The organism is Klebsiella sp. 54 (genome assembly GCF_018223875.1).
In the GTDB taxonomy this organism is placed as follows: domain Bacteria; phylum Pseudomonadota; class Gammaproteobacteria; order Enterobacterales; family Enterobacteriaceae; genus Klebsiella; species Klebsiella quasipneumoniae.
This window is the reverse complement of record NZ_JAGRRA010000002.1, coordinates 50,858-73,493: the sequence shown is the minus strand read 5'-3', so window position 1 is coordinate 73,493 and position 22,636 is coordinate 50,858. Positions and strand designations below refer to the sequence as shown.

Here is a 22,636-nt window from a genome sequence, read left to right as displayed (position 1 = left end):
GGGATATTAAATATTTATGACAAGATGGAACTTTTTATAAAAAAGGGTATTTAAATGTATCTGACATATTTTTGTCACATTCCCTCTCCAGAATGCCCGATCCCGCGCAATAAAATGGCGCGCCCGCCGCCCCGGGTGTTGGCAAGCGGGCCGACTCCTGCTACAACATCAGCTCGATATCGATATTCCTTTTGAACGGCAGAGAATCATGAGTGAAAGCCAGACGCTGGTGGTAAAACTGGGCACCAGTGTTTTAACAGGCGGGTCCCGTCGCCTGAACCGCGCCCATATCGTCGAGCTCGTGCGCCAGTGCGCACAGCTGCACGCCATGGGACACCGTATTGTCATCGTGACCTCCGGGGCCATTGCCGCCGGGCGCGAGCACCTTGGTTACCCGGAACTGCCCGCCACCATCGCCTCCAAGCAGCTGCTGGCGGCGGTGGGACAAAGCCGTCTTATCCAGCTGTGGGAACAGCTGTTTTCTATCTATGGCATTCACGTTGGCCAGATGCTGCTGACCCGCGCCGACATGGAAGACAGAGAACGGTTCCTCAACGCCCGCGACACCCTGCGCGCCCTGCTGGATAACAGCATCGTCCCGGTCATTAACGAAAACGACGCCGTCGCCACTGCTGAAATCAAAGTGGGCGATAACGACAATCTCTCCGCGCTGGCCGCGATCCTCGCCGGGGCGGATAAGCTGCTGCTGTTAACCGACCAGCCTGGCCTGTTCACCGCCGACCCGCGCAGCAACCCGCAGGCGGAGCTGATTAAAGACGTCTACGGCATCGACGACGCGCTGCGCGCCATCGCCGGCGACAGCGTCTCCGGACTCGGCACCGGCGGCATGGGCACCAAGCTGCAGGCCGCGGACGTCGCCTGCCGCGCGGGGATTGATACCATCATCGCCGCCGGCAACCGCCCGGACGTCATCGGCCACGCGATGGAAGGCCTGCCGGTAGGCACCTGCTTCCACGCCCAGGAATCTCCGCTGGAGAACCGTAAACGCTGGATCTTCGGCGCGCCGCCGGCCGGTGAACTCACCGTCGATGCGGGCGCGACTCAGGCGATCCTCGAAAGAGGCAGCTCGCTGTTGCCAAAAGGCATCAAAATCGTCAGCGGCAACTTCTCCCGCGGCGAAGTGATCCGCATCCGCAATAGCGAAGGACGCGACATCGCTCACGGCGTCAGCCGCTACAACAGCGATGCGCTGCGCCTTATCGCCGGCCAGCACTCGCAGCAAATCGATGCCATTCTGGGCTACGAATACGGCCCGGTGGCCGTCCACCGCGATGATATGATCATCCGTTAAGGAGCTGAAAATGCTGGAACAAATGGGCATTGCCGCCAAAGCGGCCTCTTGGCAGCTGGCGTTACTCTCCAGCCGGGAAAAGAATCAGGTACTGGAAAAGATCGCCGATTATCTGGAAGCGCAGACCGACGATATTCTGCGCGCCAACGCGGAAGATTTAGCCGAAGCTCGCGCCAATGGCCTGAGTGAAGCGATGCTCGATCGCCTCGCGCTGACCCCGGCGCGTCTGAGCGGCATCGCCAGCGATGTGCGCCAGGTGTGCAATCTGGCCGACCCGGTCGGCCAGGTGATCGACGGCGGGCTGCTGGACAGCGGTCTGCGTATTGAGCGTCGCCGCGTCCCGCTGGGGGTGATCGGCGTGATTTATGAAGCGCGTCCCAACGTGACGGTCGACGTCGCCTCCCTGTGCCTGAAAACCGGCAACGCGGCGATCCTGCGCGGCGGGAAAGAGACCTGGCGCACCAACGCCGCCACGGTGAAGGTGATCCAGCAGGCGCTGCAGGAGTGCGGCCTGCCGGCCGCCGCGGTACAGGCCATTGAGAGCCCGGATCGCGCGCTGGTGGGCGAAATGCTGAAGATGGATAAATACATCGATATGCTGATCCCCCGCGGCGGCGCGGGCCTGCACAAGCTGTGCCGCGAGCAATCCACGATCCCGGTGATCACCGGCGGGATTGGCGTATGCCATATCTTCGTTGATGAAACCGCCGAGATCGCCCCCGCGCTGAAGATCATCGTCAACGCCAAAACCCAGCGGCCGAGCACCTGCAATACCGTGGAAACGCTGCTGGTGCACCGCAACATCGCCGACACCTTCCTGCCGGCGTTGAGCAAGCAGATGGCCGAGAGCGGTGTCACCCTGCATGCCGCCCCTTCCGCCCTGCCCGCGCTGCAGAACGGCCCGGCGAAGGTCGAGCCGGTGAAGGCGGAGCAGTATGACGACGAGTATCTGTCGCTGGATCTGAACGTCAAAGTGGTGGCTGATATGGATGAGGCTATCGCCCATATCCGCGAACATGGCACCCAGCACTCCGACGCCATCCTGACCCGCACCCTGCGTAACGCCAACCGCTTTATCAATGAAGTGGACTCTTCCGCGGTCTATGTGAACGCCTCCACGCGCTTCACCGACGGCGGCCAGTTCGGCCTCGGCGCGGAGGTGGCGGTCAGCACTCAGAAGCTGCACGCCCGCGGCCCGATGGGACTGGAAGCGTTAACCACCTATAAGTGGATTGGTTTCGGCGACGATACCATTCGTGCGTAAATGAGAACGGGCGATGCAAAAATAGGCAGTTGATTCCACTGACTATTGACGCATCGCCCGCTAAGTTCTAACCTTTTGCCTCGTGATTCACGCTCGTGAACACCTCTTGCAGGGCCGATATAGCTCAGTTGGTAGAGCAGCGCATTCGTAATGCGAAGGTCGTAGGTTCGACTCCTATTATCGGCACCACTTCAATCAAAACGTTACAGAAAACACTCCCCTAAAGCCTCTCTGGGATGACTTTCCCCTGGCGTCGCCTCCTTAAAACCAATGTTCATATCGCTGAGCCTGGGCATCAAAACTGCCATCACTGTTCAGAGAGCTCCCCATGGACTTACAAGTACCTCACTTATCCATGGCTCATAGCCCGTTAAGAAAGTGGCTCGTTTGAATAATATTCTGCGCCCAGCCCCCCCTGTTCAAACCGTTAATCCAGTAATTTCATCTCCAGCGCCCGGCTCATCGCTTGAGTGCGGCTATTCACTTTAAGCTTCGCGTAGATGTTTTTGATGTGCCATTTGACCGTCTCGGCAGAAATAGCGAGGGAGCGAGCGATTTCTTTGTTCATCTGACCTTCAGCGATCAGCTGTAATATCTGCAACTCTCGCTCGCTGAGCTCCCCATGAATATCGGGGCTTCCACTATTAAACGGTGTTCTGTCTGCAGGCGCGCGCTTGTCTGCCCAGGGTCCCTGCACTCCCCTTTCCACTGTGCAAGCCGAAGAGGAATCGTTCATACCGATAAGCAAAGGTTGCAATGTATCGCCAGCGTCAAGAAAGGGGCCTTTGAGATGCTGTTGTTCAGCCAGCTGCACGACTGGCTGAAATGTCGTGCGCGCTGCCGCAGTTTTGCCGCTGTGCCACAAGGCCAATGACCAGAGCGTACGCAGACGCGCTGCGGTTAACCTGTCCCCCCGGCTTTCCTGATCGGAGACCATCTCAGCCAGGAGAATACAGGCTTGCGGCGCCAGGCCTCTGGCGAGAAGAAGCCGGCTGCGGCTAAGGGATGCAGACATAACGATAGCGCGTTGGCAGGGATGTTCGGCATCCATTCTGAAGCTGGCGGACATTTGTTCAAGCTGTCGCTGCAGTTGCTCTGCGCCTGTGAAATTGCCGCGCTGCAGTCGCACCCTCACCTGCTCGGCTAACATCATGGCCTGGAGCCGTTGCCAGCCGCGAGACACCGCAAGACGCTGCGCATGCTCCAGCAATCGCTCGGCCTCATACGGCATATCGCCATCCAGAGCCTGACGCGCGAGATAGGTATAGCAACGACTCAGCGCGTCGGGTGGACTGAATCGGTCGATGAATTCGAGCCGGTCGGCTAACAGATGATCGGGCGAGTCACCCCTCTGACATTCATAGGCTATCTCCGCCAGCAGCGGCGCCAGCGTCGCGCCACTGGTCGACTGGGTACCGGTATAACATTCAGCCTGACGCAACGTTTTCTCTGCATACCACCCGGCTTTTCCCAGATCGCCCTGACAAAGATGGCATTGGGCAATGATAAACGCGCGATAAACCGAGACAAACAGATTATCTAAAGGACTTTCCGGAGAGGGCATATGCTGTTGAACCTCCAGCGCGTCGTGATAGCGCTGGTTAACAACATGGCAATAGCTGAGAATATTGCATATCAGACCATCAACCCAGGTGTCACCGCAGGGCACTTCGGCCAGCAACGGCTGAACAATAGCCAGACTCTCCGGGATGTTTTCCGCAAAGGCTTCGCAAATTGCCCGCACAACGCGCAATTTACACCAGGTGCTGCGGGTTAAATCCTCACGATGATGAAGTACCATCTGATCGAGGTTATCAAGCAGCTGCCTCGACTCATCAAAGTGGAAATAATGCGCCAGTGCCCAGGCCAGGTTAATTTGCAGGTCAATGCGCGAAGGATCGGTGCTGGGCGGTAAATGATGCATCCATGAGATCAGGGTATCGATATCCCCTTCTTCCGCCAGTGACTGAGCGCTTGCGCCATCCTGCACGGGGCTATGCACCGGCTTGCCTGCGCTGAGCGCATGGCGTACCGCCTCAGACCACAGCTTCTGTTCGACGAACCAATGACTGGCTAATTCATGTAGCTGTTTGCGATCAATAGCGTTGTTCTGCTGCAGCATAGTCCGAAGATTTTCCTGCAACAGAGGATGGTAGCGGAACCAGTAGCCTTGTTCGTCAAGGGCTGACAAAAAAAGGTTGTGTCGCTCAATCCATGCCAGCATTGCTTGACTGTCATCTCGTCCAGTCACTGCATTGCATAGTTCGGCATTTAACCGACTGAGGAAGGACGTTTTCACCAGGAAATCGAGAACCTCTTCCGGCAGCGGATCCAGTACCACCTCTTTCAGATAGCGGGCAATGGATCGTGTTCCTCCATGCATATTGCGCAACAGATGCTCGGGATTATTTTGTAATTCTGCCGACAATGAAGCGATCTTCATCCCTGCAATCCAGCCCTCTGTCACGGACTGTAGCCGCTGTGCATGGTGGTTGCTGAGGGGTAGCGCAACCGTGCGGCTAAAATAGTGTTTTGTTTCTTCGAGCGTGAATTGCAGGTCTCGATCATAGATCTCCACCAGTTGGTCCTGGGCCTGCAGCTGGCTCAGCGCAAGATTCGGGTGGAAACGGCTGCCAATGATCAGATGCAAGGCGGCAGGCGCATGCTTGATTAAATACCCCAGCGCTTCATAGACCCCACGATCGTTAATCACGTGGAAGTCGTCGATAATCAGGTACACGTCATGCGGGCAGTAGTGTAGCTGGTTAATGAGCCCGGCCAGCAGTTGCTCGGAGCTGGAGAGCTTCTGTTCTTCCATGTCACGCCAGAAATCGGCGTCCCAGTCAGCATAGAGTGGACGCAATGCTTGCAGCAGATAAGGAATAAACTGCCATACGTCATCATCATCCTCATCGAGGCTCAGCCAGGCGATACGTTCGCCCTGGGCGACCATCTGCTGATGCCATTGCGCCAACAGCGTGGTTTTGCCAAATCCAGCGCCGGCGCAGACGACGCCCAGCCGGCACTGCTGAACGGGACTGAGAAGCTGAAGCAGCCGGGGGCGCTCCAGCAATTGTATCGAGGAGCGAGGCGGGACGAATTTGGTCAGGATTAGCGGCAAGCCTCGCGTCAGCCGCAATGGCCCGGAGACCAGTGAGGGTGATTGGCGACTTTCTAAATCCGATGGCTTCATCCGTGGTTATCTACTCGCTTTGTTTTTTTTCAATTGTACGCCAGCCCCCGGAATGGCATGGGACAGCCAAACTTTATTACTACACAAAATTTAGAAAGTTTGACCTCAAGCATGAAAACCCCCACCTCCCCCCCCATGAAGGTGGCTTCGCACTCCCTTTAACCGCTCGTAGATTCATTGCATGGGTGTGGCCAGGGTTATCCGCCCTGTCTGTTGGCCCCGCCTGGGTGACCTTTATTGAGGAGAATTAAACGATGCTCAGCAAACAGGCGTTATTGCAGGCTTACCGCAAGATGCGGGAGATCAGGACCTTTGAAGAGCGGTTGCATCAGGAAAATACCAGCGGTGATATTCCGGGCTTCATTCACCTTTACACCGGCGAGGAAGCCATCGCGGTGGGGGTCTGCGAAAATTTAACGAGCGCAGATTTCATTGGTTCAACACACCGTGGACATGGCCACTGTATTGCTAAAGGTTGTGACATTCACGGCATGATGGCCGAAATATTCGGTAAGGACAGCGGGTTATGTCGCGGTAAGGGCGGGTCGATGCACATTGCCGATCTGTCGAAAGGAATGCTGGGAGCGAACGCTATCGTTGGGGGAGCCCCTCCCCTGGCCATCGGCGCCGCGCTAACGGCAAAGACGCTAAAAACCGGCAACGTCGGTGTCTCTTTTACGGGCGATGGGGGTTCTAATCAGGGCCTGGTCTTTGAAGCCATCAATATGGCCGTCGTGCTCCAGCTTCCAGCCGTCTTTATTTTCGAGAACAACGGTTACGGCGAAGGGACCGGTCACGACTACGCCGTGGGTGGGCGTGATATCGCCCGACGCGCCGCTGGCTTCGGCCTGCCGGCAGTGACCGTCGATGGCACCGATTTCTTTGCCGTTTATGAGGCAACCTCAGAGGCGGTCAAGCGTGCGCGAGAAGGCGGTGGCCCAAGCGTCATTGAGGCCAAAGCCTTCCGCTGGCATGGTCATTTTGAGGGCGATCCCGCGCTATACCGCGCGGAAGGTGAAGTGCAACGCCTGCGTGAACAACATGATCCGCTGGAGATTTTTACCGCTAAGGTCAAGCAGCATATCACCCAGGAAGAACTAACGGCGATTGACGAGGAAGTAGAAGCCCTGGTCAACGATGCGGTATTGAAGGCCCGCGCCGCTGCCTATCCGGCTCCGGAAGACCTGCTGACAGACGTGTACGTCTCATACTGAGGGTGATAACTATGGCGATTAAAACTTATCGTGAAGCGGTCAAGGAAGCCCTGGCCCAGGAAATGAAACGCGATGAACGCGTGGTGCTCATCGGTGAAGACTTACGTGGCGGTCATGGCGGAAATGCGCCCGAAGAGGCGAAGATAGAAGCCTTTGGCGGTGTGCTTGGGGTCACTAAAGGGCTGTGGACGCAGTTCGGCTCCGATCGGGTGATCGACACGCCCATTACCGAGTCGGCCATTATCGGTATGGCGGCCGGCGCCGCAGCGACGGGTCTGCGGCCGGTCGCGGAATTGATGTTCATGGATTTTTTTGGCGTGAGTCACGATGCGCTGTACAACCAGGCGGCTAAGTTCCGCTACATGTTTGGTGGCAAAGCCAGGGCCCCGCTGGTGATGCGAGGTATGATCGGCGCGGGGTTTTCCGCCGCGGCCCAGCATTCACAGTCACCCTATAATATCTTTGCCACCACGCCAGGGCTGAAGGTGGTGGTGCCCTCGACGCCTTATGACGTCAAGGGTCTGTTAATCCAGTCCATTCGCGACGACGACCCGGTGGTATTCTGCGAGCATAAAATGCTGTACGACCTCAAGGGCGAGGTACCGGACGAGAGCTATACCATCCCGCTAGGTGTAGCCAACTATACCCGCGAAGGAGAGGACGTCACCATCATTGCGCTGTCGGCAATGGTGCATAAAGCCAACCAGGTGGCGGACAATCTGGCCAAAGAGGGGATCTCGGTCGAGGTAGTCGACCCGCGAACCATTTCGCCGCTGGATGAGGAAGGGATTCTGGAATCGGTGGCTTCCACAGGGCGGGTCGTGATTGTCGACGAATCCGCGGCACGCTTCGGTTTTGCTCATGATGTCGCGGCGCTGATTGCGTCCCAGGCATTCCATTTCCTCAAAGCGCCCGTTCTGCTGGTGACGCCGCCACACACGCCGGTCCCGTTCTCCCCTGCTCTCGAAAAACTCTGGATCCCTGGCGTAGAACGTATCGAAGCCGCCGTTCGTCAAGTGCTGGAGGATTAACCGATGAGCGAAATCAAGACGCTTGAAATGCCAAAGTGGGGGCTTTCCATGGAGGAAGGCTTGCTCGCTCGGTGGGCAATCCAGGAGGGTGACAGCTTCACCCCAGGGCAGGAAATCTGTGAGATTGAAACCAGTAAAATCGTTAATGTGCTGGAGGCACCCTTTGCCGGTACGTTACGTCGGATAATCGCCCGCGAGGGTGAGACGCTTCAGGTAGGCGCCGTGCTGGCCCTGGCGGCTGACGCGTCGGTCAGCGATGCTGAACTGGACGAATTTGCTGCCAGCCTGGCTTCGGCGAAACCCGCAACCCCTGGCCCGGAGTCTGCCGCGCCGGGCGTAGCGGCACAGGCAGGCGCTAAGCCAGCTTCCATTGTTTCCCCGCCATCCAACAGCCCCGAGCCCCCTGTTGGGCAGACCGATATCCCCGTCAGTCTGCAAGGCGTGACCGATGTGACTCAGGTTAATGCCACGCCCCATGCGTTAAGACTGTCTGCCCGCTGGGGTGTCGACCTGAAAAAAGTCCGCGGCAGCGGGCGCGGGGAGCGTATCTCTGTTTCTGATCTGGAAAGCGCGATCATTGCCGCCGGCGGTCGTCTGGCCTCTCCGACGCCCCCCGTTCGTCGCAGCAAAGCGCCCCGCTCGCATGCCGATGATAGCCAGGTATCGGCTACCCCGCTGGCGCGCCGTCTGGCCGGCAAACTGGGTATCAACTTACATGACTGCCGAAGCAGCGGTTCACGCGGTCGGGTGAGTCGCGATGATGTGCTGGCCGCGGCGTTGTTACTCGACGAGCAACCGCAGACCAGCCCTGTGCAGGAGAGTGCCCCGGCACCCTTTGAGAGCATCCCGATGTCCGGTATGCGGCGGGCTATCGCTTCTCGCCTGCAAACGTCCAAGCAACAGTCTCCCCATTTCCGTTTGAACGTCGATCTCGATCTGGAACGACTGTTAGCGTTACGTCAGGACATTAACCGCGAAGTACCCGGCGTCAAGATTTCGGTTAATGACCTGTTGGTGAAGGCCTGCGCCCTGGCTCTGGTGGCCGTGCCTGACGTCAACATCCAGTTTGATGAAGCGACACAAAGTATCCGCCGCTTTGCGGATGCCGACATTTCGGTGGCCGTTGCGCTGCCTGCCGGGCTAATTACCCCTATTGTTCGCTCGGCGAACCGGAAATCGATTAGCGACATATCGAACGAAATTCACTCGCTGGTGACCAGAGCCAAAGCGGGCACGCTGAAGCCGGAAGAGTTCCAGGGCGGGACCTTTAGCGTGTCAAATCTGGGAATGCTCGGCGTCCGGCAGTTTGACGCCATCATCAATCCACCGCAAAGCGCAATCCTCGCCATTGGCGCCGGCGAGCTCCGGGCGGTAGTACGCGACGGGCAAATCGTCGCGCGCCACCAAATGACGGTATCGCTATCCTGCGATCACCGGGTCATCGATGGCGCGGCAGGTGCGGCTTTTCTCCGGGAACTCAAGCGACTGATTGAAACCCCGACCTTGATGTTTATCCAAGAGACGAGCTATGCACGATAAATACGATGTGCTGATCATCGGCGGTGGTCCTGGGGGATACGTTGCCGCCATCCGTGCCGGTCAGCTAGGGTTTCGTACCGCATTAGTGGAAAAACAGCATCTGGGCGGCATCTGCCTGAACTGGGGATGCATTCCAACCAAGGCGCTGCTGCATGGCGCTGAGGTTGCGCACACTATCACCCATGCCAGTCAGCTGGGCATCAGCGTGGGCGAGGTGAACGTCGATCTGCAAAAACTGGTGCAGTTTAGCCGTACCGTATCGCAACAGCTCACCGCAGGGGTTGCGTACCTGTTGAAGAAAAATGGCGTGCAGGTCATTGATGGCACAGCGCGGCTGCGCGGCAAGGGGCAAATCACGGTCGAGGATGCACGCGGTGAAGCGCGCGATTACCGGGCCGATCACGTGATCCTGGCAACCGGCGCCCGGCCACGCGCATTACCAGCCATCACGCCAGATGGCGAATATATCTGGACCTATTTCGAGGCGCTGCGGCCTAAGCTATTACCCAAATCGCTCTTAATCATCGGTTCAGGGGCGATTGGCGTCGAGTTCGCCAGCCTTTATAACGATCTGGGCTGTAAAGTGACGCTGGTCGAGCTAGCTTCGCAGATTTTGCCAGTGGAAGATGCCGAGGTGTCTGCAGCAGTGCGTAAGTCATTCGAAAAACGCGGTATTCAGGTCCATACCCAGACCCTGGTGACGCAAGTACAGCTCACCGATACCGGGGTGCGCTGCACACTGAAAAACACCGGCGGCGAATATTCCCAGGATGTCGAACGTGTGCTGCTGGCGGTCGGCGTACAGCCGAATATTGAAGATCTGGGGCTGGAAACGCTGGGCGTTGAGTTAGACCGCGGTTTTATCAAGACGGACGCGGCTTGTCGCACTAACGTATTCGGGCTTTATGCCATCGGCGATGTAGCCGGCCCGCCGTGTCTGGCGCACAAGGCCAGCCACGAAGGCGTGATCTGCGTTGAGACACTGGCCGGTATCGAAGGCGCCCATCCGCTTGATCGCGACTATGTGCCCGGTTGCACTTATGCCCGGCCTCAGGTTGCCAGTCTGGGCCTGACGGAATCGACGGCTCTGGCCAGGGGACGGCCCGTCAGGATCGGTAAGTTCTCTTATCAGAGCAATGGTAAGGCGCTGGCCAGCGGCGAGACAGAGGGTTTTGTGAAGACGATTTTCGATGCTGAAACCGGCGAGTTGCTGGGCGCGCATATGGTTGGCGCACAGGTCACGGAACAGATCCAGGGCTTTGGCATCGCCCGTCACCTGGAGGCCACAGACGAAAGTCTCCTGTCGATGATCTTTGCGCATCCGACACTTTCCGAAGCGATGCATGAATCCATACTCGCGGCCTGCGACCAACCGTTGCATCAATAAAAAATAAGGGAGGCGATAGCTGAGCGATACGGAGTAAGTTCCCGTTATCCCTCCCGCACTCCCCGGCAGAAGATCCCCAACAACGGTTACGGCAGGATCTATTGATCTGAAACGCTAAGCGCCATGCGTAAATTCTGTATGTTTAGTAGACAACCAAACGACAGGAGGGGCGATCTATGACACAGCACGAAAGTTTTTGCCAGGCCTGCGGAATGCCGATGTCCGCACCTGATGCGCAAGGGGCCAGCGATAAATATTGCGCGTATTGCAGCGACAGCGACGGTAATCTGAAATCCTGGGAAGAGGCCGTATCCGGTCTGGCGGCTTTTCTCGACTCCTGGCAAAAGGTGGGCGTAGCGGAATCACGGAAACGGGCAAAACGTTATCTGACGGCGATGCCTGCCTGGGCGCACAAAGCGGATGAGTAATTTGCCCGGGCGGCAGGATGAAATCAGTAGGGACAGATCGCCATGCCGACAACATTGCTATAGCGTTTTTGTACGCCATCCGGACAGGAATAAATGCGCGTTGTAGATGACGACCTGCAGGCATAGGCATGCATGGATGCGATCTTCATGCGGATGAAATAAACGCCTGGCGTTCTCACCCTTGACCGGATGCATTATTGCCTGGTTTTTAAAGGTTCTGTTTCTGTATTTAACCCGGCACTTCTCATGGAATACAACATATTGATGTGATGAATCTCTCATTTCAACGATACCAACTGGACAATAAGTTATCGCGTGTGTTAGTTATTTAATCACGCAAGAGAACAGATTTAATTTAAAAAAGTTAAACCTTTCTCACTTTGCTAAAAAATTGCATTGATAATGCTTTGGAATCCCGAACCATTATCAAAAGGGTATGTGAACAGAAAGCCCTCAGAGACGCGAGTCTCTGAGGGCTTTTTTTTGTTTTTTTATCTCAGGAGTAAATAAATGTCTAAAGAACGTCGTCTCGCAAGAATATTCGCAAAAGATGGTAAATCCGTGACCTTAGCGCTGGATGGCTACTATTTTTCCACGAAAACAAATGGTATTGATAATACGATAAATCAGCTCCCTGCTCTGGTGGAACACGGCCTGGATTGTGCGCTCGTCACGTACGGCATGTTGAAGAATTATCGGGAAGCATTAAACAGCGTTCCCGTTGTCTTACGCGTCGACAGCACGGTCAGTATCTTTGACAATACCGTTCCCGATACTACCCCCGTTTTTTCCGTCGAAGATGCGCTTAAAGTCGCTGCCGAGGGCGTGGTCTGCATGACCTTCCCCGGCGCCTTCAATGAAGAAAAAACCCACATTATGGCGATGCAACTCGCGCAGGCAGCGGATCGCTGGAACGTACCGCTGATTGTCGAATCGCTCCCGTATGGTTATCCCGTCACCAGCGATGATTCTAACAATCCGGCCATCATCGCTGCATCGGCCCGCGCAGCGGTGGAGCTGGGCGCGGACGTCATCAAAACGCGTTTTACCGGTTCACCAGAGGACCGACTGATCGTTGAAGCTGCTGGCGTGCCGGTGCTTGCCTTAGGAGGGCCAAAAACCGGCATCGACGGTTACTTCAAATTTGTTCAGCACTGTATGCAGATGGGTGCGAAAGGCGTGGCTGTAGGACGAAACATTACCCAGGATCCGCAGCCGGCGAAAGTGGTAGCAGGCCTGAATGCCATCATCCATGAAAACGCAACAGCGGAAGATGCATACAGCCTCTACATGGCTAAATAACATCGGAAATTAATATGATTTCAAATAACACCATCATCCCTTCCATCAGGAAGTATAAATACTTTGAGAAAGCATTATCCTGCCAGTCAGAATATGTACTGCTATCCGAAGCGAATATCGGCAATCTGCAGTCGCTGATTGGCAAATGCCATCAAAGCGGTAAGAAGGTCCTCGTTCACCTTGAATTACTGGGCGGCTTTAAACCGGATCAGGCGGGGATCAATCTGCTGAAAAATTATTACAAGGTTGATGGTGTTATTTCTTCCAATCTCTCCGCGCTACGCTACGCCAAAAAGGAGGGATTGCTGACCGTATATCGGGTTTTACTTATCGATTCGCGATCGCTTGATCAGTCGCTCGATATTGTTAAACACAGTCCACCGGACGCAATTGAAATCTTACCTGCTGAATATGCCTGCCAGTGTCTGGAGTTGATTAGCCGAAATTTGAAAGGCTTTGATGTGGTATTCATCGCCGGAGGCTTTGTTAAGCGCAAATACCTTGTAGATAAAATATTCCATGCCGGATTTAAAGGGATAACCACCAGCGAGCCCGGCTTATGGTAACCAATAAGGAGTCCACGCGAATGAAAGATGAATACGTCATGGGCATCGACAATGGTGGAACCGTCACCAAGGCAGCCATCTATGACCGTAAAGGACAGGTGCTCGCCATCGCCTCAAAATCCACGCAGATGCTGACACCCCGGGAATTCCACACAGAGCGCAGTATCGATGAGCTGTGGGCCGCTAATGTCGAAGTGATTAAAAAAGCGATTGCGCAATCAGGTATCGACGCCAGCCAGATAAAAGGAGTGGCCGTCACCGGTCATGGTAACGGTCTGTATCTGGTCGACGAAGAAGGTCACCCGGTGCGTAACGGCATTATATCCACCGATAGCCGGGCAAAAGAGTACGTTGAGAGATGGCAACGCTCGCCAGAATTCCTTACCGACATTTTGCCAAAAACAATGCAGTCCATCTGGGCCGGACAACCTGTCGCCCTGCTGGCATGGCTGAAGGAGTTCGAGCCCGAGACGCTGCAAAAAGCGCGTTATATTTTTATGGTCAAGGACCTGATCCGTTTTTACCTGACCGGAGAGGCTTTTCTTGAGCTGACCGATATCTCAGGGACCAACCTGATCAACGTACGTGACTGCCAGTATGACGATGAACTACTGGCATGGTGGGGACTTGATGAACTGCGGGACAAATTGCCCCCCATCAAACGCTCAACAGAATGCTGCGGAAAAATCACTGACGACGTGGCCCGTCTGACCGGTTTATGCGCAGGTACGCCGGTTTCTGGCGGGGTGTTTGATATCTCGGCCTCTTCCATTGCCTCGGGGATTAACAGTCTCGATAAGATGGCGATCGTCACCGGCACCTGGAGCATAAACGAATACGTTACCGACCACCCGGTTATTGATAAAGATCTGTTTATGACCTCCATTTATCCCATTGAAGGTAAATGGCTCATCACCGAGGCCAGCCCCACCTCCGCGAGCAACCTGGAGTGGTTTATTAACAACTTTATGGAGAGCGATCGGAAAACCTCCGCCGAACAAGGATCGTCGGTCTATGACCTGTGCAATAAGCTGGTTTCATCAACGACGCCGGATGAAAGTCACCTGCTGTTCTTTCCGTTCGTGTTTGGCTCTAACACCATTCCCGACGCCTCGGCCGGCTTTATCGGTGTAAATAGCTTTCATAAAAAAGCCCATTTTCTGCGGGCGATATATGAGGGCGTGGCCTTCAGCCATCTCTACCACACCGAGCGTTTACGCAATATTAACCCGAAGTTAAGCCGCACTATTCGTATTGCTGGCGGCGTCACGAACTCCCCGGTCTGGCTGCAGATATTCGCCGATATATTCCAGGCCACGCTGGAAATCGTTGACGTCAAAGAGCACGGGACCCTGGGTACCGCGATGACCGCCGCCGTCATGGTGGGCTGGTTTGCGGAGGTATTTGCGGCCTCAAACGACATGGTCCATGTCTCACGCACCGTCTCCCCTAATCCGGAAAACCACCGGGTCTACCAGACCAAATACCAGCTTTATAAAAACCTGTTATCAGAAATGCAGTCGCCGTGGAAAAGCTGCAGCAACTACATCGCGCACTAAGTGAGGAAAAAATGGATCTGAATTTAACGAATCGTACGGCCATCGTGACAGGCGGCGCAACCGGCCTGGGGAAAGAGTTTGTTCTTTCTCTCGCCAAAGAAGGCGTCAATATCTGCTTTACCTATATGCGTGAGGAAGAGCATCCCGAACGGCTGATCGAAACGGTGAAGGCCAGCGCGAACGTAGAGATCATCGCGGTCAAAACCGATCTCTCTGACGAGCAGAGCCGGGAAAATCTGTTTGCCACCTGTATCGACAGACTGGGCAAAGCCGACATTCTGGTGAATAACGCCGGGATCTGGCTGAGCGGCTACGTCACCGAGATCAGCCCGCAGGACTGGGATCTGGTGATGAATGTCAATCTGAAAGCCATCTTCCATCTCAGCCAGCTGTTTGTAAATCACTGCCTGCAGCATGACCAGATGGGCAGCATTCTGAATATTACCTCGCAGGCCGCGTTCCACGGCTCCACGACGGGACATGCGCACTACGCGGCAAGTAAGGCCGGCCTGGTCGCCTTTGCTATCTCTCTGGCGCGGGAAGTCGCCAAACAAAAAATCAATGTGAACAATATCGCCGTCGGGATCATGGATACTGCGATGATCCGTAAGAACATTGAGCAAAACCCTGACTATTACGTCAGTCGTATTCCGGTGGGCCGCGTGGCCCAGCCGCAAGAAATTGCCGACATCGGAGTCTTCATGGTTTCTCCTAAGACCAGCTATATGACGGGAGCAACTCTGGACGTTACCGGCGGTATGTTGATGCGTTAATCTAGGGAGAATCATTATGAAATGTCTGGCAATTGCCGATCTGTTTATCAATGCAGCGATGATGGAATCAGGACTGAAAGCGCTCAGGGATAAGGGAATTGAAGTAGAAATACGCGAGTGGTCACATGACTCCGTTGAGAAACTTCAGGAAGATAATCTGCGGGTTGAACAGGAAGGAGCAGAAGCGGTGGCCTTACCGGAAGCGCTGCTTCAGGGAACGGATGATATTGACATCCTGATCACTCAGTTTGCCCCCGTCAATACTGCGGTGTTCGATAAACTACCAAAGCTGAAATATGTAGGCGTGCTCCGCGGTGGCGTGGAAAACGTGAATCTTCAGGTGGCGAACGCCCGGGGCGTTGAGGTGATAAACACACCGGGGCGTAACGCTCGCAGCGTCGCCGAATTCACGGTCGGCATGATCCTGGCGGAAATGCGCAATATCGCCCGTTCACACGATGCCCTGCGTGACAAATACTGGCGTAAAGACAGTCCGAACCATCAGGCGATCCCGGAGCTTGGCGGAAAAGTCGTGGGGCTGGTTGGCCTCGGTCATATTGCCCAACTGGTCGCGGGATTTCTCAGTGGCTTTGGCACGGAGATTATCTTTTACGATAAGTACGTTGCAGACCATGAACGTTATGAGAAAGTCGATTCTCTGGACGAACTGGTACAACGCGCCGACGTTATCTCGTTACATGCTCGCCTGACGCCGGAAACCGAAAATCTGATTAACGCACACCATTTCGCGCTAATGAAGCGCAGTGCCATCATTGTTAACACGGCACGCTCCGGGTTAATCAATGAAAAAGAGATGATTGATGCGCTCAGATCCGGGCAAATCATGGGCGCCGCGCTTGATACCTTTGATGACGAGCCACTCCCTGACGACAGTGCATTCTATACACTGAATAACGTGACCATTACGCCGCATATTGCCGGGAGTACCATTGACGCATTCAGTAATTCGCCCAAACTCTTCGCTGAGATCCTTTTAAAGAAACTCAGTTAAATACTAAAAGAACCATTAAAGGTATTAACAGGGCCCAATGGGCACGGGTTAACTCGTGCCCAATTCGCCCGCCTTTTAAGGAATCATTATGGATATTATCAACAGCATTATTAGTCTGGGGGCATCAGTAATGATGCCAGTAATATTCTTTATTATCGCGCTTTGCTTTGGCGTTAAAATCGGTACGGCATTTAAAGCAGGAATGCTGGTAGGCATTGGTTTTGAAGGGGTGGGGCTGGTGATTGGCCTGCTGCTGACAAATCTGGGCCCCGCATCGCAGGCGATGGTTGAGCGTATCGGCCTGCAGTTAACGGTCGTTGATACCGGTTGGCCTACCGCATCGACCATTGGCTGGGGTTCGCCGCTGATGCTGCCCGTCGTGGTGGGCTTTATCGTCATCAACTTGGCTATGCTTCTGTTGAAATTAACCAAAACGGTGAATATCGATATTTTTAACTACTGGATTTTCCTGATCATGGGGTCTGTGGTCTATGCCGGAACGGGAAATTACTGGCTTTCGGTCGGTATTACATTCGCTATTTTTGTGTTGACGCTATTGGCGGCAGATTTAACGGCTCCATATTTACAAAAAAACTATAATCTTAAAGGGATATCATTCCCACATCTTACCTGTATAGCTTACGTGCCGTTTGGCATTGCCTGTAATTACATCATTGATAAGATCCCGCTTATCAATAAAATCAATTTCGATCCGGAAAGTATTAATAAAAAATTCGGCGTTTTTGGCGAGCCTCTTACCCTGGGATTTGTGCTGGGACTGCTGTTGGCCTTCCTGGCGGGATATGACGTATCTGCTGCCGTTTCACTGGCCATTAAGGTTTCAGCCGCCATGCTGCTACTGCCTAAAATGATTGAAATTCTGGTGCAGGGATTGTTGATTGTCCGTGATGCCGCTGAAGCAAAACTGAAGGCTAAATTCCCGGGGCGCGATTTTTACATCGGGATGGATACGGCGTTACTGATCGGTGAACCTTCGGTACTGGCGACCGGTCTGCTGTTAATCCCTATGGCTGTGGTGCTGTCTATCATTCTGCCCGGCAACCGCGTACTGCCCTTTGTCGATCTGGCTTCATTAATGTTCCTGCTGGCAATGGTCACGCCGTTCTGTAAACGAAATATGTTCCGCATGTTCATAACCGGAACCCTGATCGTGACCTGCATCCTGTATGTCGGGACGGACATTTCGCAAGAATACACTCAGGCGGCGGTGAACTCGCATATTCCAGTGCCGGAAGGGATGGCCGAGATCACCAATATCGTCGGCGGCGCCACGACGCCTGTCGGCTGGCTGGCCGTCAAGTTTGGCGAGTTTTTTAGCGCCACACCTTAGTACAAAACCACACAAGTAAACAGAGGGCAAACTGCTGCCCTCTATTTCTTCCTCTTATACTGTGCACTGAATAGCTGGCTCAGCTACGCCCCTGGTTTGAACATCTGACCAGCGCGTCCGCCCCCTGCGCGGCGAGGTGGTTCATTTCTTTTGTGCCCCCTCCTCTTTTCAACCCAACCTGCTATGCTCCTTCTTTCATTATTCTCTGGAGATCCCGATGCTGACCATCTGGGACCGAAAAACCTCCTCTAACGTGCAGGCGCTGATGTGGTGTGTTGGCGAGCTTGGGTTGGACTATCTCCGGTTCGACGTGGGGCATCGCTATGGCGGTACCGACAGCGAGGCGTTTTATCAGCTCAATCCCAATCGTACGGTGCCAGTGCTGCAGGATGACGAAAATCCGCCGCTGTGGGAAACCGGCGCGATCCTTCGCTATTTAGCCAGTCGCTACGCCGACGACGCCTTCTGGCCGGGCGAACTGCTGGCTCGTACTGAGGTTGATCGCTGGGCCGAGTGGTCAAAGCAGAATATCGCCCTCGGCTTTACGGCGCCGGTGTTCTGGTGCGTGGTGCGCACGCCCGCCGCCGAGCGGGATCCGCAGGCCATCGCCGCGGCGGTGACGGCCCTGGAGCAAAAGCTGGCGATTGCCGAGGCACGTCTCGCCGGCAGTCGCTATCTGGTGGGCGATACCTTCACCCTGGCCGATATCCAGTTTGGCCATGTGCTGTACCGCTACTTTGCCATCGATATCACCCGTCGTCCCCTCCCCCACCTTGCGGCGTATTATGCACGGCTAACCGCACGGCCCGCCTTTCGCCAGCACGTCATGGTCAGCTACGACGAGCTGAAGGTCTGAAAATGGTCGGTAGCGCCTCCTGACGCTACCGACATACCGGTTAACGCGCCATCAGGACAAACACGCCCCAGCCGAGATATTCCCGGGTCCAGGTGACGTGGTGTAGCGGCGCAGTGGTCAACTGCTGGCGAACCTCCGGCGCGAAGTCATCGTGCGGATTGGCCTCCAGCCAGCGGCGCATCGTCAGCCATTTCGCCGCTTCATAACGATCCCAGCCCTCCTGGTCGGCCAGCACCATCTCCACCACGTCATAGCCCAGTTCGCCAAAGTGAGCGACCAGCGCCGGCAGCGTCAGGAAGTCATCGGGTGACTGCGCGCCGCAGGCAACCGCCTCTTCCGCCGTGGCGGGGCGTTTGCGCCACCATGGCTCGCCGATAAGCAGCATGCCGCCTGGGTTAAGACTCTGCTTCAGTAGCGCAATCGTGCCTGCCACTCCGCCGCCGATCCACGTTGCCCCCACGCAGGCGGCAATATCGCACGGCTGGCTGGCGACATACCCGCTGGCATCCTGGTGCACAAAGGTCACCCGGTCGCTCACCCCGAGCGCTTCTGCCCGGGCGGCCGCCTGCTGACTGAATAGCAGACTCATGTCCACCCCGGTGCCGACGATCTGATGATCGCGCGCCCAGCTACAGAGCATCTCGCCGGAGCCGCTGCCGAGGTCAAGAATGGTGGTGCCCGGCGCCATTCGCAGCGCCCGTCCCAGCGTGGCGTACTTTTCCGGGGTAAAAGGGTTATGAATACGGTGTTCGCTTTCACTGATAGTAAAAATGCGAGGGATATCGATCATGGGTGTTTCTCCTTGAGAGCCATACGCCCGGGCAGCGACCCTGCCCGGGTCGCTGTATCAGCGGTTGTCCGCCTGTGCGCGAACGTTATTCAAACCGGTGGTGTTGATCCGGTACGGCTGGCCATTCACCGACTTAATCAGCTTTTTGGTTTTGAGCTTTTTGAAGACCGCGAGGGTACAGTCGCTCAGCAACAGCCCTTCCCGGGTGTAGCATTCGACGGCGGTAATGCGGCCGGAGGTATCGCGGACGTGCGCAATACGGCCACCTTTGGCGAGTACGTGTAAGGTCCGTTGTTCCTGACGGGATAAATTCATACTGAAACCTGTTCATTATCATGTGCGAAAACATGCCTACACCCGCAGGTGTGTGCGTAAGGTTTAAGCGCAGCGATAATCAGTCCGGCCTGGGCAGGTCGGGAAGCTGATTATCTGATAATGACATTCTCCAGCATCGAAGCCTCGGTGAGCATTGAAAGGTATTTACCGGCTGAATATTAACACCTTCATCTGGTAAGGGTATTGTGCAGATTAAAAACTGTGACCGGTATTACGATTTCCCGTCAGCCTACCCCCCATTTTTTGCGCTATCCGCCGCTCGCTCTGCTCCTCAACTTTCACCACCACCTTATCCCCCTCCCGCATTGTTAAATAATTGTTGTCAGATCACAAAATGGAAACAAAAAGGCCATTTCGTACGCATTTTATAAAAATGTAGATATTTTTAATTTATGGCTACGAAATGAACATCACCCTGACCTTACAGCGAGGAACGATCCTGATGAACGCCCTGACCGCAGTAAAACCGACACCCGCGCCGTTAGCCCAGCAATACCCTGGCTTTACCGTCTCCCCTTCCGCCCAGTCGCCGCGCCTGCTGGAGCTCACCTTTTCCGCGGACACCACCACCCAGTTTCTGCAGCAGGTCGCGCAGTGGCCGGTGCAGGCGCTGGAGTACAAATCTTTCTTACGCTTCCAGGTGGGCAAGATCCTCGACGATCTGTGCGGCAACCAGCTGCAGCCGCTGCTGATCAAAACATTGCTCGATCGCGCGGAAGGCGCGCTGCTGATCAACGGCGAAGGGATCGATAACGTCAGCCAGGCCGAAGAGATGGTCAAGCTGGCCACCGCCGTCGCCCACCTGATTGGCCGTTCCAACTTCGACGCCATGAGCGGCCAGTATTACGCCCGCTTCGTGGTGAAAAACGTCGATAATTCCGACAGCTACCTGCGCCAGCCGCACCGGGTGATGGAGCTGCACAACGACGGTACCTACGTCGAAGAGCAAACCGACTACGTGCTGATGATGAAGATCGACGAGCAGAACATGCAGGGCGGCAATTCCCTGCTGCTGCATCTCGACGACTGGGAGCACCTCGACGAATTCTTCCGCGACCCGCTCGCCCGCCGCCCGATGCGCTGGGCCGCGCCGCCGAGCAAAAACGTCAGCAAAGATGTTTTCCACCCGGTGTTCGACGTCGACCAGCTGGGTCGCCCGGTGATGCGCTATATCGACCAGTTCGTCCAGCCGAAAGATTTCGAAGAAGGCACCTGGCTGAGCCGCCTCTCCGACGCGCTGGAGACCAGCAAAAACATTCTTTCTATACCGGTGCCGGTAGGCAAATTTCTGTTGATTAACAACCTGTTCTGGCTGCACGGCCGCGACCGCTTTACGCCGCACCCGGACCTGCGCCGCGAGCTGATGCGCCAGCGCGGCTACTTTGCGTATTCCACGAATCATTACCAGACTCATCAATAAGGGTTTTCAGGCGAAGGAATTGAGCGGATGTATGATTTCGTGATTATCGGCGGCGGCATCATCGGCATGTCGACCGCCATGCAGTTAATTGAGATTTACCCGGACGCCCGCATTGCGCTGCTGGAAAAAGAGTCCGGCCCGGCCTGCCATCAGACCGGCCACAACAGCGGCGTGATCCACGCCGGGGTGTATTACACCCCCGGCAGCCTCAAGGCGCAGTTTTGCCTCGCCGGCAACCGCGCTACCAAGGCCTTTTGCGAGCAGAACGGCATCCGCTATGACGTCTGCGGCAAGATGCTGGTCGCCACCTCGCCGCTGGAGATGGAGCGGATGCGCGCCTTGTGGGATCGCACCGCCGCCAACGGCCTGCAGCGCGAGTGGCTAAGCGCCGGGGAGCTACGCGAGCGCGAACCGAACATCAGCGGGCTCGGCGGGATATTCGTCCCTTCCAGCGGCATCGTCAGCTACCGCGACGTGGCGGCGGCGATGGCGAAGAACTTCGAATCGAAAGGCGGCGCCATTGTCTACAACGCCGAAGTCAGCGCCCTGAAAGAACACGCCAGCGGCGTGGTGATCCGCACCCGTCAGGGCGGTGAGTATGAGGCCTCGACGCTGATTACCTGCTCCGGGCTGATGGCCGATCGGCTGGTGAAAATGCTCGGCGTCGATCCCGGGTTTATCATCTGCCCGTTCCGCGGGGAGTATTTCCAGCTTGCCCCGCAGCACAATCAGATCGTCAACCATCTGATCTATCCGATCCCCGATCCGGCGATGCCGTTCCTCGGCGTCCACCTGACCCGCATGATCGACGGCAGCGTCACCGTCGGCCCCAACGCCGTGCTGGCCCTGAAGCGCGAAGGCTATCGCAAGCGTGATATCTCGCTGGCCGATACCCTGGAGATCCTCACCTCGCCCGGCATCCGCCGGGTGCTGCAAAACAACCTGCGCTCCGGACTGGGCGAAATGAAGAATTCGCTGTGCAGAAGCGGCTATCTGCGGCTGGTGCAGAAATACTGCCCGAGCCTGACGCTCAGCGATTTACGCCCGTGGCCGGCCGGCGTGCGGGCGCAGGCGGTGTCGCCGCAGGGCAAACTGATCGACGATTTTCTCTTTGTCACCACCGCGCGTTCCATTCACACCTGTAACGCGCCGTCGCCGGCGGCGACGTCGGCTATCCCGATCGGCGCGCATATCGTCAGCAAGGTGCAGACCCTGCTGGCCAGCCAGAGCAATCCCGGACGCACGCTGCGTGCGGCACGTAGCGTGGAGACACTACACGCCGCTTTTACCCGTTAACCCCCTG

At 55.9% G+C, this 22,636-nt stretch carries 19 protein-coding genes and 1 tRNA gene; 17 read left to right on the top strand and 3 right to left on the bottom strand.

What is annotated here, in order from left to right; all coding sequences use genetic code 11:
* The first annotated feature begins 208 nt into the window (after positions 1-208).
* The 3 genes from proB (at position 209) to KHQ24_RS02010 (ending at position 2,765) form a co-directional block, all read left to right on the top strand.
* A complete protein-coding gene (proB, locus tag KHQ24_RS02020) occupies positions 209-1,312 on the top strand; it encodes a glutamate 5-kinase (RefSeq protein WP_008805306.1) in 1,104 nt (367 codons plus the stop codon).
* A 10-nt stretch (positions 1,313-1,322) separates the two neighbouring features.
* Positions 1,323-2,576: a glutamate-5-semialdehyde dehydrogenase gene (proA, locus tag KHQ24_RS02015; RefSeq protein ID WP_004147253.1), complete on the top strand. Its 1,254-nt coding sequence runs from the start codon at positions 1,323-1,325 to the stop codon at positions 2,574-2,576.
* A gap of 113 nt (positions 2,577-2,689) precedes the next feature.
* Positions 2,690-2,765, top strand: a tRNA-Thr gene (locus tag KHQ24_RS02010).
* Between the two features lie 238 nt (positions 2,766-3,003).
* Here KHQ24_RS02010 and KHQ24_RS02005 read toward each other — a convergent pair.
* Positions 3,004-5,769, bottom strand: a complete 2,766-nt coding sequence (locus tag KHQ24_RS02005; RefSeq protein ID WP_308063291.1) for a LuxR C-terminal-related transcriptional regulator — start codon at positions 5,767-5,769, stop codon at positions 3,004-3,006.
* Positions 5,770-6,023: 254 nt separating this feature from the next.
* Between KHQ24_RS02005 and KHQ24_RS02000 the strand changes: the two genes are divergently transcribed.
* The 12 genes from KHQ24_RS02000 (at position 6,024) to KHQ24_RS01945 (ending at position 18,787) form a co-directional block, all read left to right on the top strand.
* Positions 6,024-6,983 carry a thiamine pyrophosphate-dependent dehydrogenase E1 component subunit alpha gene (locus KHQ24_RS02000; protein WP_153245297.1) on the top strand — a complete coding sequence of 320 codons (960 nt, stop codon included), beginning with the start codon at positions 6,024-6,026 and terminating at the stop codon, positions 6,981-6,983.
* An 11-nt stretch (positions 6,984-6,994) separates the two neighbouring features.
* On the top strand, positions 6,995-8,014 hold the full coding sequence (locus KHQ24_RS01995; protein WP_153245298.1) for an alpha-ketoacid dehydrogenase subunit beta: 1,020 nt from the start codon (positions 6,995-6,997) through the stop codon (positions 8,012-8,014).
* Positions 8,015-8,017: 3 nt separating this feature from the next.
* Positions 8,018-9,553: a 2-oxo acid dehydrogenase subunit E2 gene (locus KHQ24_RS01990; protein ID WP_080841318.1), complete on the top strand. Its 1,536-nt coding sequence runs from the start codon at positions 8,018-8,020 to the stop codon at positions 9,551-9,553.
* On the top strand, positions 9,543-10,940 hold the full coding sequence (gene lpdA, locus KHQ24_RS01985; protein ID WP_211777106.1) for a dihydrolipoyl dehydrogenase: 1,398 nt from the start codon (positions 9,543-9,545) through the stop codon (positions 10,938-10,940). The genes KHQ24_RS01990 and lpdA overlap by 11 nt, the downstream gene beginning before the upstream one ends.
* 176 nt (positions 10,941-11,116) lie before the next feature.
* Entirely contained in the window at positions 11,117-11,368 is a 252-nt protein-coding gene (locus tag KHQ24_RS01980) for a zinc ribbon domain-containing protein (protein WP_004204679.1), read from the top strand.
* 510 nt (positions 11,369-11,878) lie between these two features.
* Complete coding sequence (locus KHQ24_RS01975; protein WP_032455606.1) at positions 11,879-12,670, top strand: class I fructose-bisphosphate aldolase; 792 nt, start codon at positions 11,879-11,881, stop codon at positions 12,668-12,670.
* 14 nt (positions 12,671-12,684) lie between these two features.
* Positions 12,685-13,236 carry a glycerol-3-phosphate responsive antiterminator gene (locus KHQ24_RS01970; RefSeq protein WP_002889866.1) on the top strand — a complete coding sequence of 184 codons (552 nt, stop codon included), beginning with the start codon at positions 12,685-12,687 and terminating at the stop codon, positions 13,234-13,236.
* Positions 13,237-13,256: 20 nt separating this feature from the next.
* Complete coding sequence (locus tag KHQ24_RS01965; protein ID WP_040215249.1) at positions 13,257-14,795, top strand: FGGY-family carbohydrate kinase; 1,539 nt, start codon at positions 13,257-13,259, stop codon at positions 14,793-14,795.
* An 11-nt stretch (positions 14,796-14,806) separates the two neighbouring features.
* Positions 14,807-15,568: an SDR family NAD(P)-dependent oxidoreductase gene (locus KHQ24_RS01960; RefSeq protein ID WP_004204674.1), complete on the top strand. Its 762-nt coding sequence runs from the start codon at positions 14,807-14,809 to the stop codon at positions 15,566-15,568.
* 16 nt (positions 15,569-15,584) lie between these two features.
* Positions 15,585-16,580, top strand: a complete 996-nt coding sequence (locus KHQ24_RS01955; protein ID WP_053810735.1) for a 2-hydroxyacid dehydrogenase — start codon at positions 15,585-15,587, stop codon at positions 16,578-16,580.
* An 88-nt stretch (positions 16,581-16,668) separates the two neighbouring features.
* A complete protein-coding gene (locus KHQ24_RS01950; protein ID WP_004204671.1) occupies positions 16,669-17,931 on the top strand; it encodes a PTS galactitol transporter subunit IIC in 1,263 nt (420 codons plus the stop codon).
* A 217-nt stretch (positions 17,932-18,148) separates the two neighbouring features.
* Positions 18,149-18,787 carry a glutathione S-transferase family protein gene (locus KHQ24_RS01945; protein ID WP_211777105.1) on the top strand — a complete coding sequence of 213 codons (639 nt, stop codon included), beginning with the start codon at positions 18,149-18,151 and terminating at the stop codon, positions 18,785-18,787.
* Between the two features lie 40 nt (positions 18,788-18,827).
* Here KHQ24_RS01945 and KHQ24_RS01940 read toward each other — a convergent pair whose 3' ends face one another.
* Both KHQ24_RS01940 and KHQ24_RS01935 read right to left on the bottom strand, forming a co-directional pair.
* Positions 18,828-19,577 (bottom strand): SAM-dependent methyltransferase, encoded by a 750-nt coding sequence (locus KHQ24_RS01940; protein WP_004204668.1) that lies wholly within the window; start codon positions 19,575-19,577, stop codon positions 18,828-18,830.
* 57 nt (positions 19,578-19,634) lie between these two features.
* A complete protein-coding gene (locus tag KHQ24_RS01935; protein WP_002889848.1) occupies positions 19,635-19,892 on the bottom strand; it encodes a YjhX family toxin in 258 nt (85 codons plus the stop codon).
* A gap of 463 nt (positions 19,893-20,355) precedes the next feature.
* Between KHQ24_RS01935 and glaH the strand changes: the two genes are divergently transcribed.
* Positions 20,356-21,333, top strand: coding sequence for a glutarate dioxygenase GlaH (gene glaH, locus KHQ24_RS01930; protein ID WP_025999352.1), 978 nt, complete (start codon positions 20,356-20,358; stop codon positions 21,331-21,333).
* Between the two features lie 27 nt (positions 21,334-21,360).
* Positions 21,361-22,629, top strand: coding sequence for an L-2-hydroxyglutarate oxidase (gene lhgO, locus KHQ24_RS01925; RefSeq protein ID WP_017901317.1), 1,269 nt, complete (start codon positions 21,361-21,363; stop codon positions 22,627-22,629).
* Positions 22,630-22,636: the final 7 nt, after the last annotated feature.

What these genes read in the sequence shown, in the direction of transcription:
- KHQ24_RS01975 (WP_032455606.1), top strand. Translation starts at nt 11,879, where the DNA reads ATGTCTAAAGAACGTCGTCTCGCAAGAATATTCGCAAAAGATGGTAAA.
- proB (WP_008805306.1), top strand. Translation starts at nt 209, where the DNA reads ATGAGTGAAAGCCAGACGCTGGTGGTAAAACTGGGCACCAGTGTTTTA.
- KHQ24_RS01990 (WP_080841318.1), top strand. Translation starts at nt 8,018, where the DNA reads ATGAGCGAAATCAAGACGCTTGAAATGCCAAAGTGGGGGCTTTCCATG.
- KHQ24_RS01935 (WP_002889848.1), bottom strand. Translation starts at nt 19,892, where the DNA reads ATGAATTTATCCCGTCAGGAACAACGGACCTTACACGTACTCGCCAAA.
- glaH (WP_025999352.1), top strand. Translation starts at nt 20,356, where the DNA reads ATGAACGCCCTGACCGCAGTAAAACCGACACCCGCGCCGTTAGCCCAG.
- proA (WP_004147253.1), top strand. Translation starts at nt 1,323, where the DNA reads ATGCTGGAACAAATGGGCATTGCCGCCAAAGCGGCCTCTTGGCAGCTG.
- KHQ24_RS01955 (WP_053810735.1), top strand. Translation starts at nt 15,585, where the DNA reads ATGAAATGTCTGGCAATTGCCGATCTGTTTATCAATGCAGCGATGATG.
- lhgO (WP_017901317.1), top strand. Translation starts at nt 21,361, where the DNA reads ATGTATGATTTCGTGATTATCGGCGGCGGCATCATCGGCATGTCGACC.
- KHQ24_RS02005 (WP_308063291.1), bottom strand. Translation starts at nt 5,769, where the DNA reads ATGAAGCCATCGGATTTAGAAAGTCGCCAATCACCCTCACTGGTCTCC.
- KHQ24_RS01980 (WP_004204679.1), top strand. Translation starts at nt 11,117, where the DNA reads ATGACACAGCACGAAAGTTTTTGCCAGGCCTGCGGAATGCCGATGTCC.
- KHQ24_RS01970 (WP_002889866.1), top strand. Translation starts at nt 12,685, where the DNA reads ATGATTTCAAATAACACCATCATCCCTTCCATCAGGAAGTATAAATAC.
- KHQ24_RS01950 (WP_004204671.1), top strand. Translation starts at nt 16,669, where the DNA reads ATGGATATTATCAACAGCATTATTAGTCTGGGGGCATCAGTAATGATG.
- KHQ24_RS01945 (WP_211777105.1), top strand. Translation starts at nt 18,149, where the DNA reads ATGCTGACCATCTGGGACCGAAAAACCTCCTCTAACGTGCAGGCGCTG.
- lpdA (WP_211777106.1), top strand. Translation starts at nt 9,543, where the DNA reads ATGCACGATAAATACGATGTGCTGATCATCGGCGGTGGTCCTGGGGGA.
- KHQ24_RS02000 (WP_153245297.1), top strand. Translation starts at nt 6,024, where the DNA reads ATGCTCAGCAAACAGGCGTTATTGCAGGCTTACCGCAAGATGCGGGAG.
- KHQ24_RS01995 (WP_153245298.1), top strand. Translation starts at nt 6,995, where the DNA reads ATGGCGATTAAAACTTATCGTGAAGCGGTCAAGGAAGCCCTGGCCCAG.
- KHQ24_RS01960 (WP_004204674.1), top strand. Translation starts at nt 14,807, where the DNA reads ATGGATCTGAATTTAACGAATCGTACGGCCATCGTGACAGGCGGCGCA.
- KHQ24_RS01940 (WP_004204668.1), bottom strand. Translation starts at nt 19,577, where the DNA reads ATGATCGATATCCCTCGCATTTTTACTATCAGTGAAAGCGAACACCGT.
- KHQ24_RS01965 (WP_040215249.1), top strand. Translation starts at nt 13,257, where the DNA reads ATGAAAGATGAATACGTCATGGGCATCGACAATGGTGGAACCGTCACC.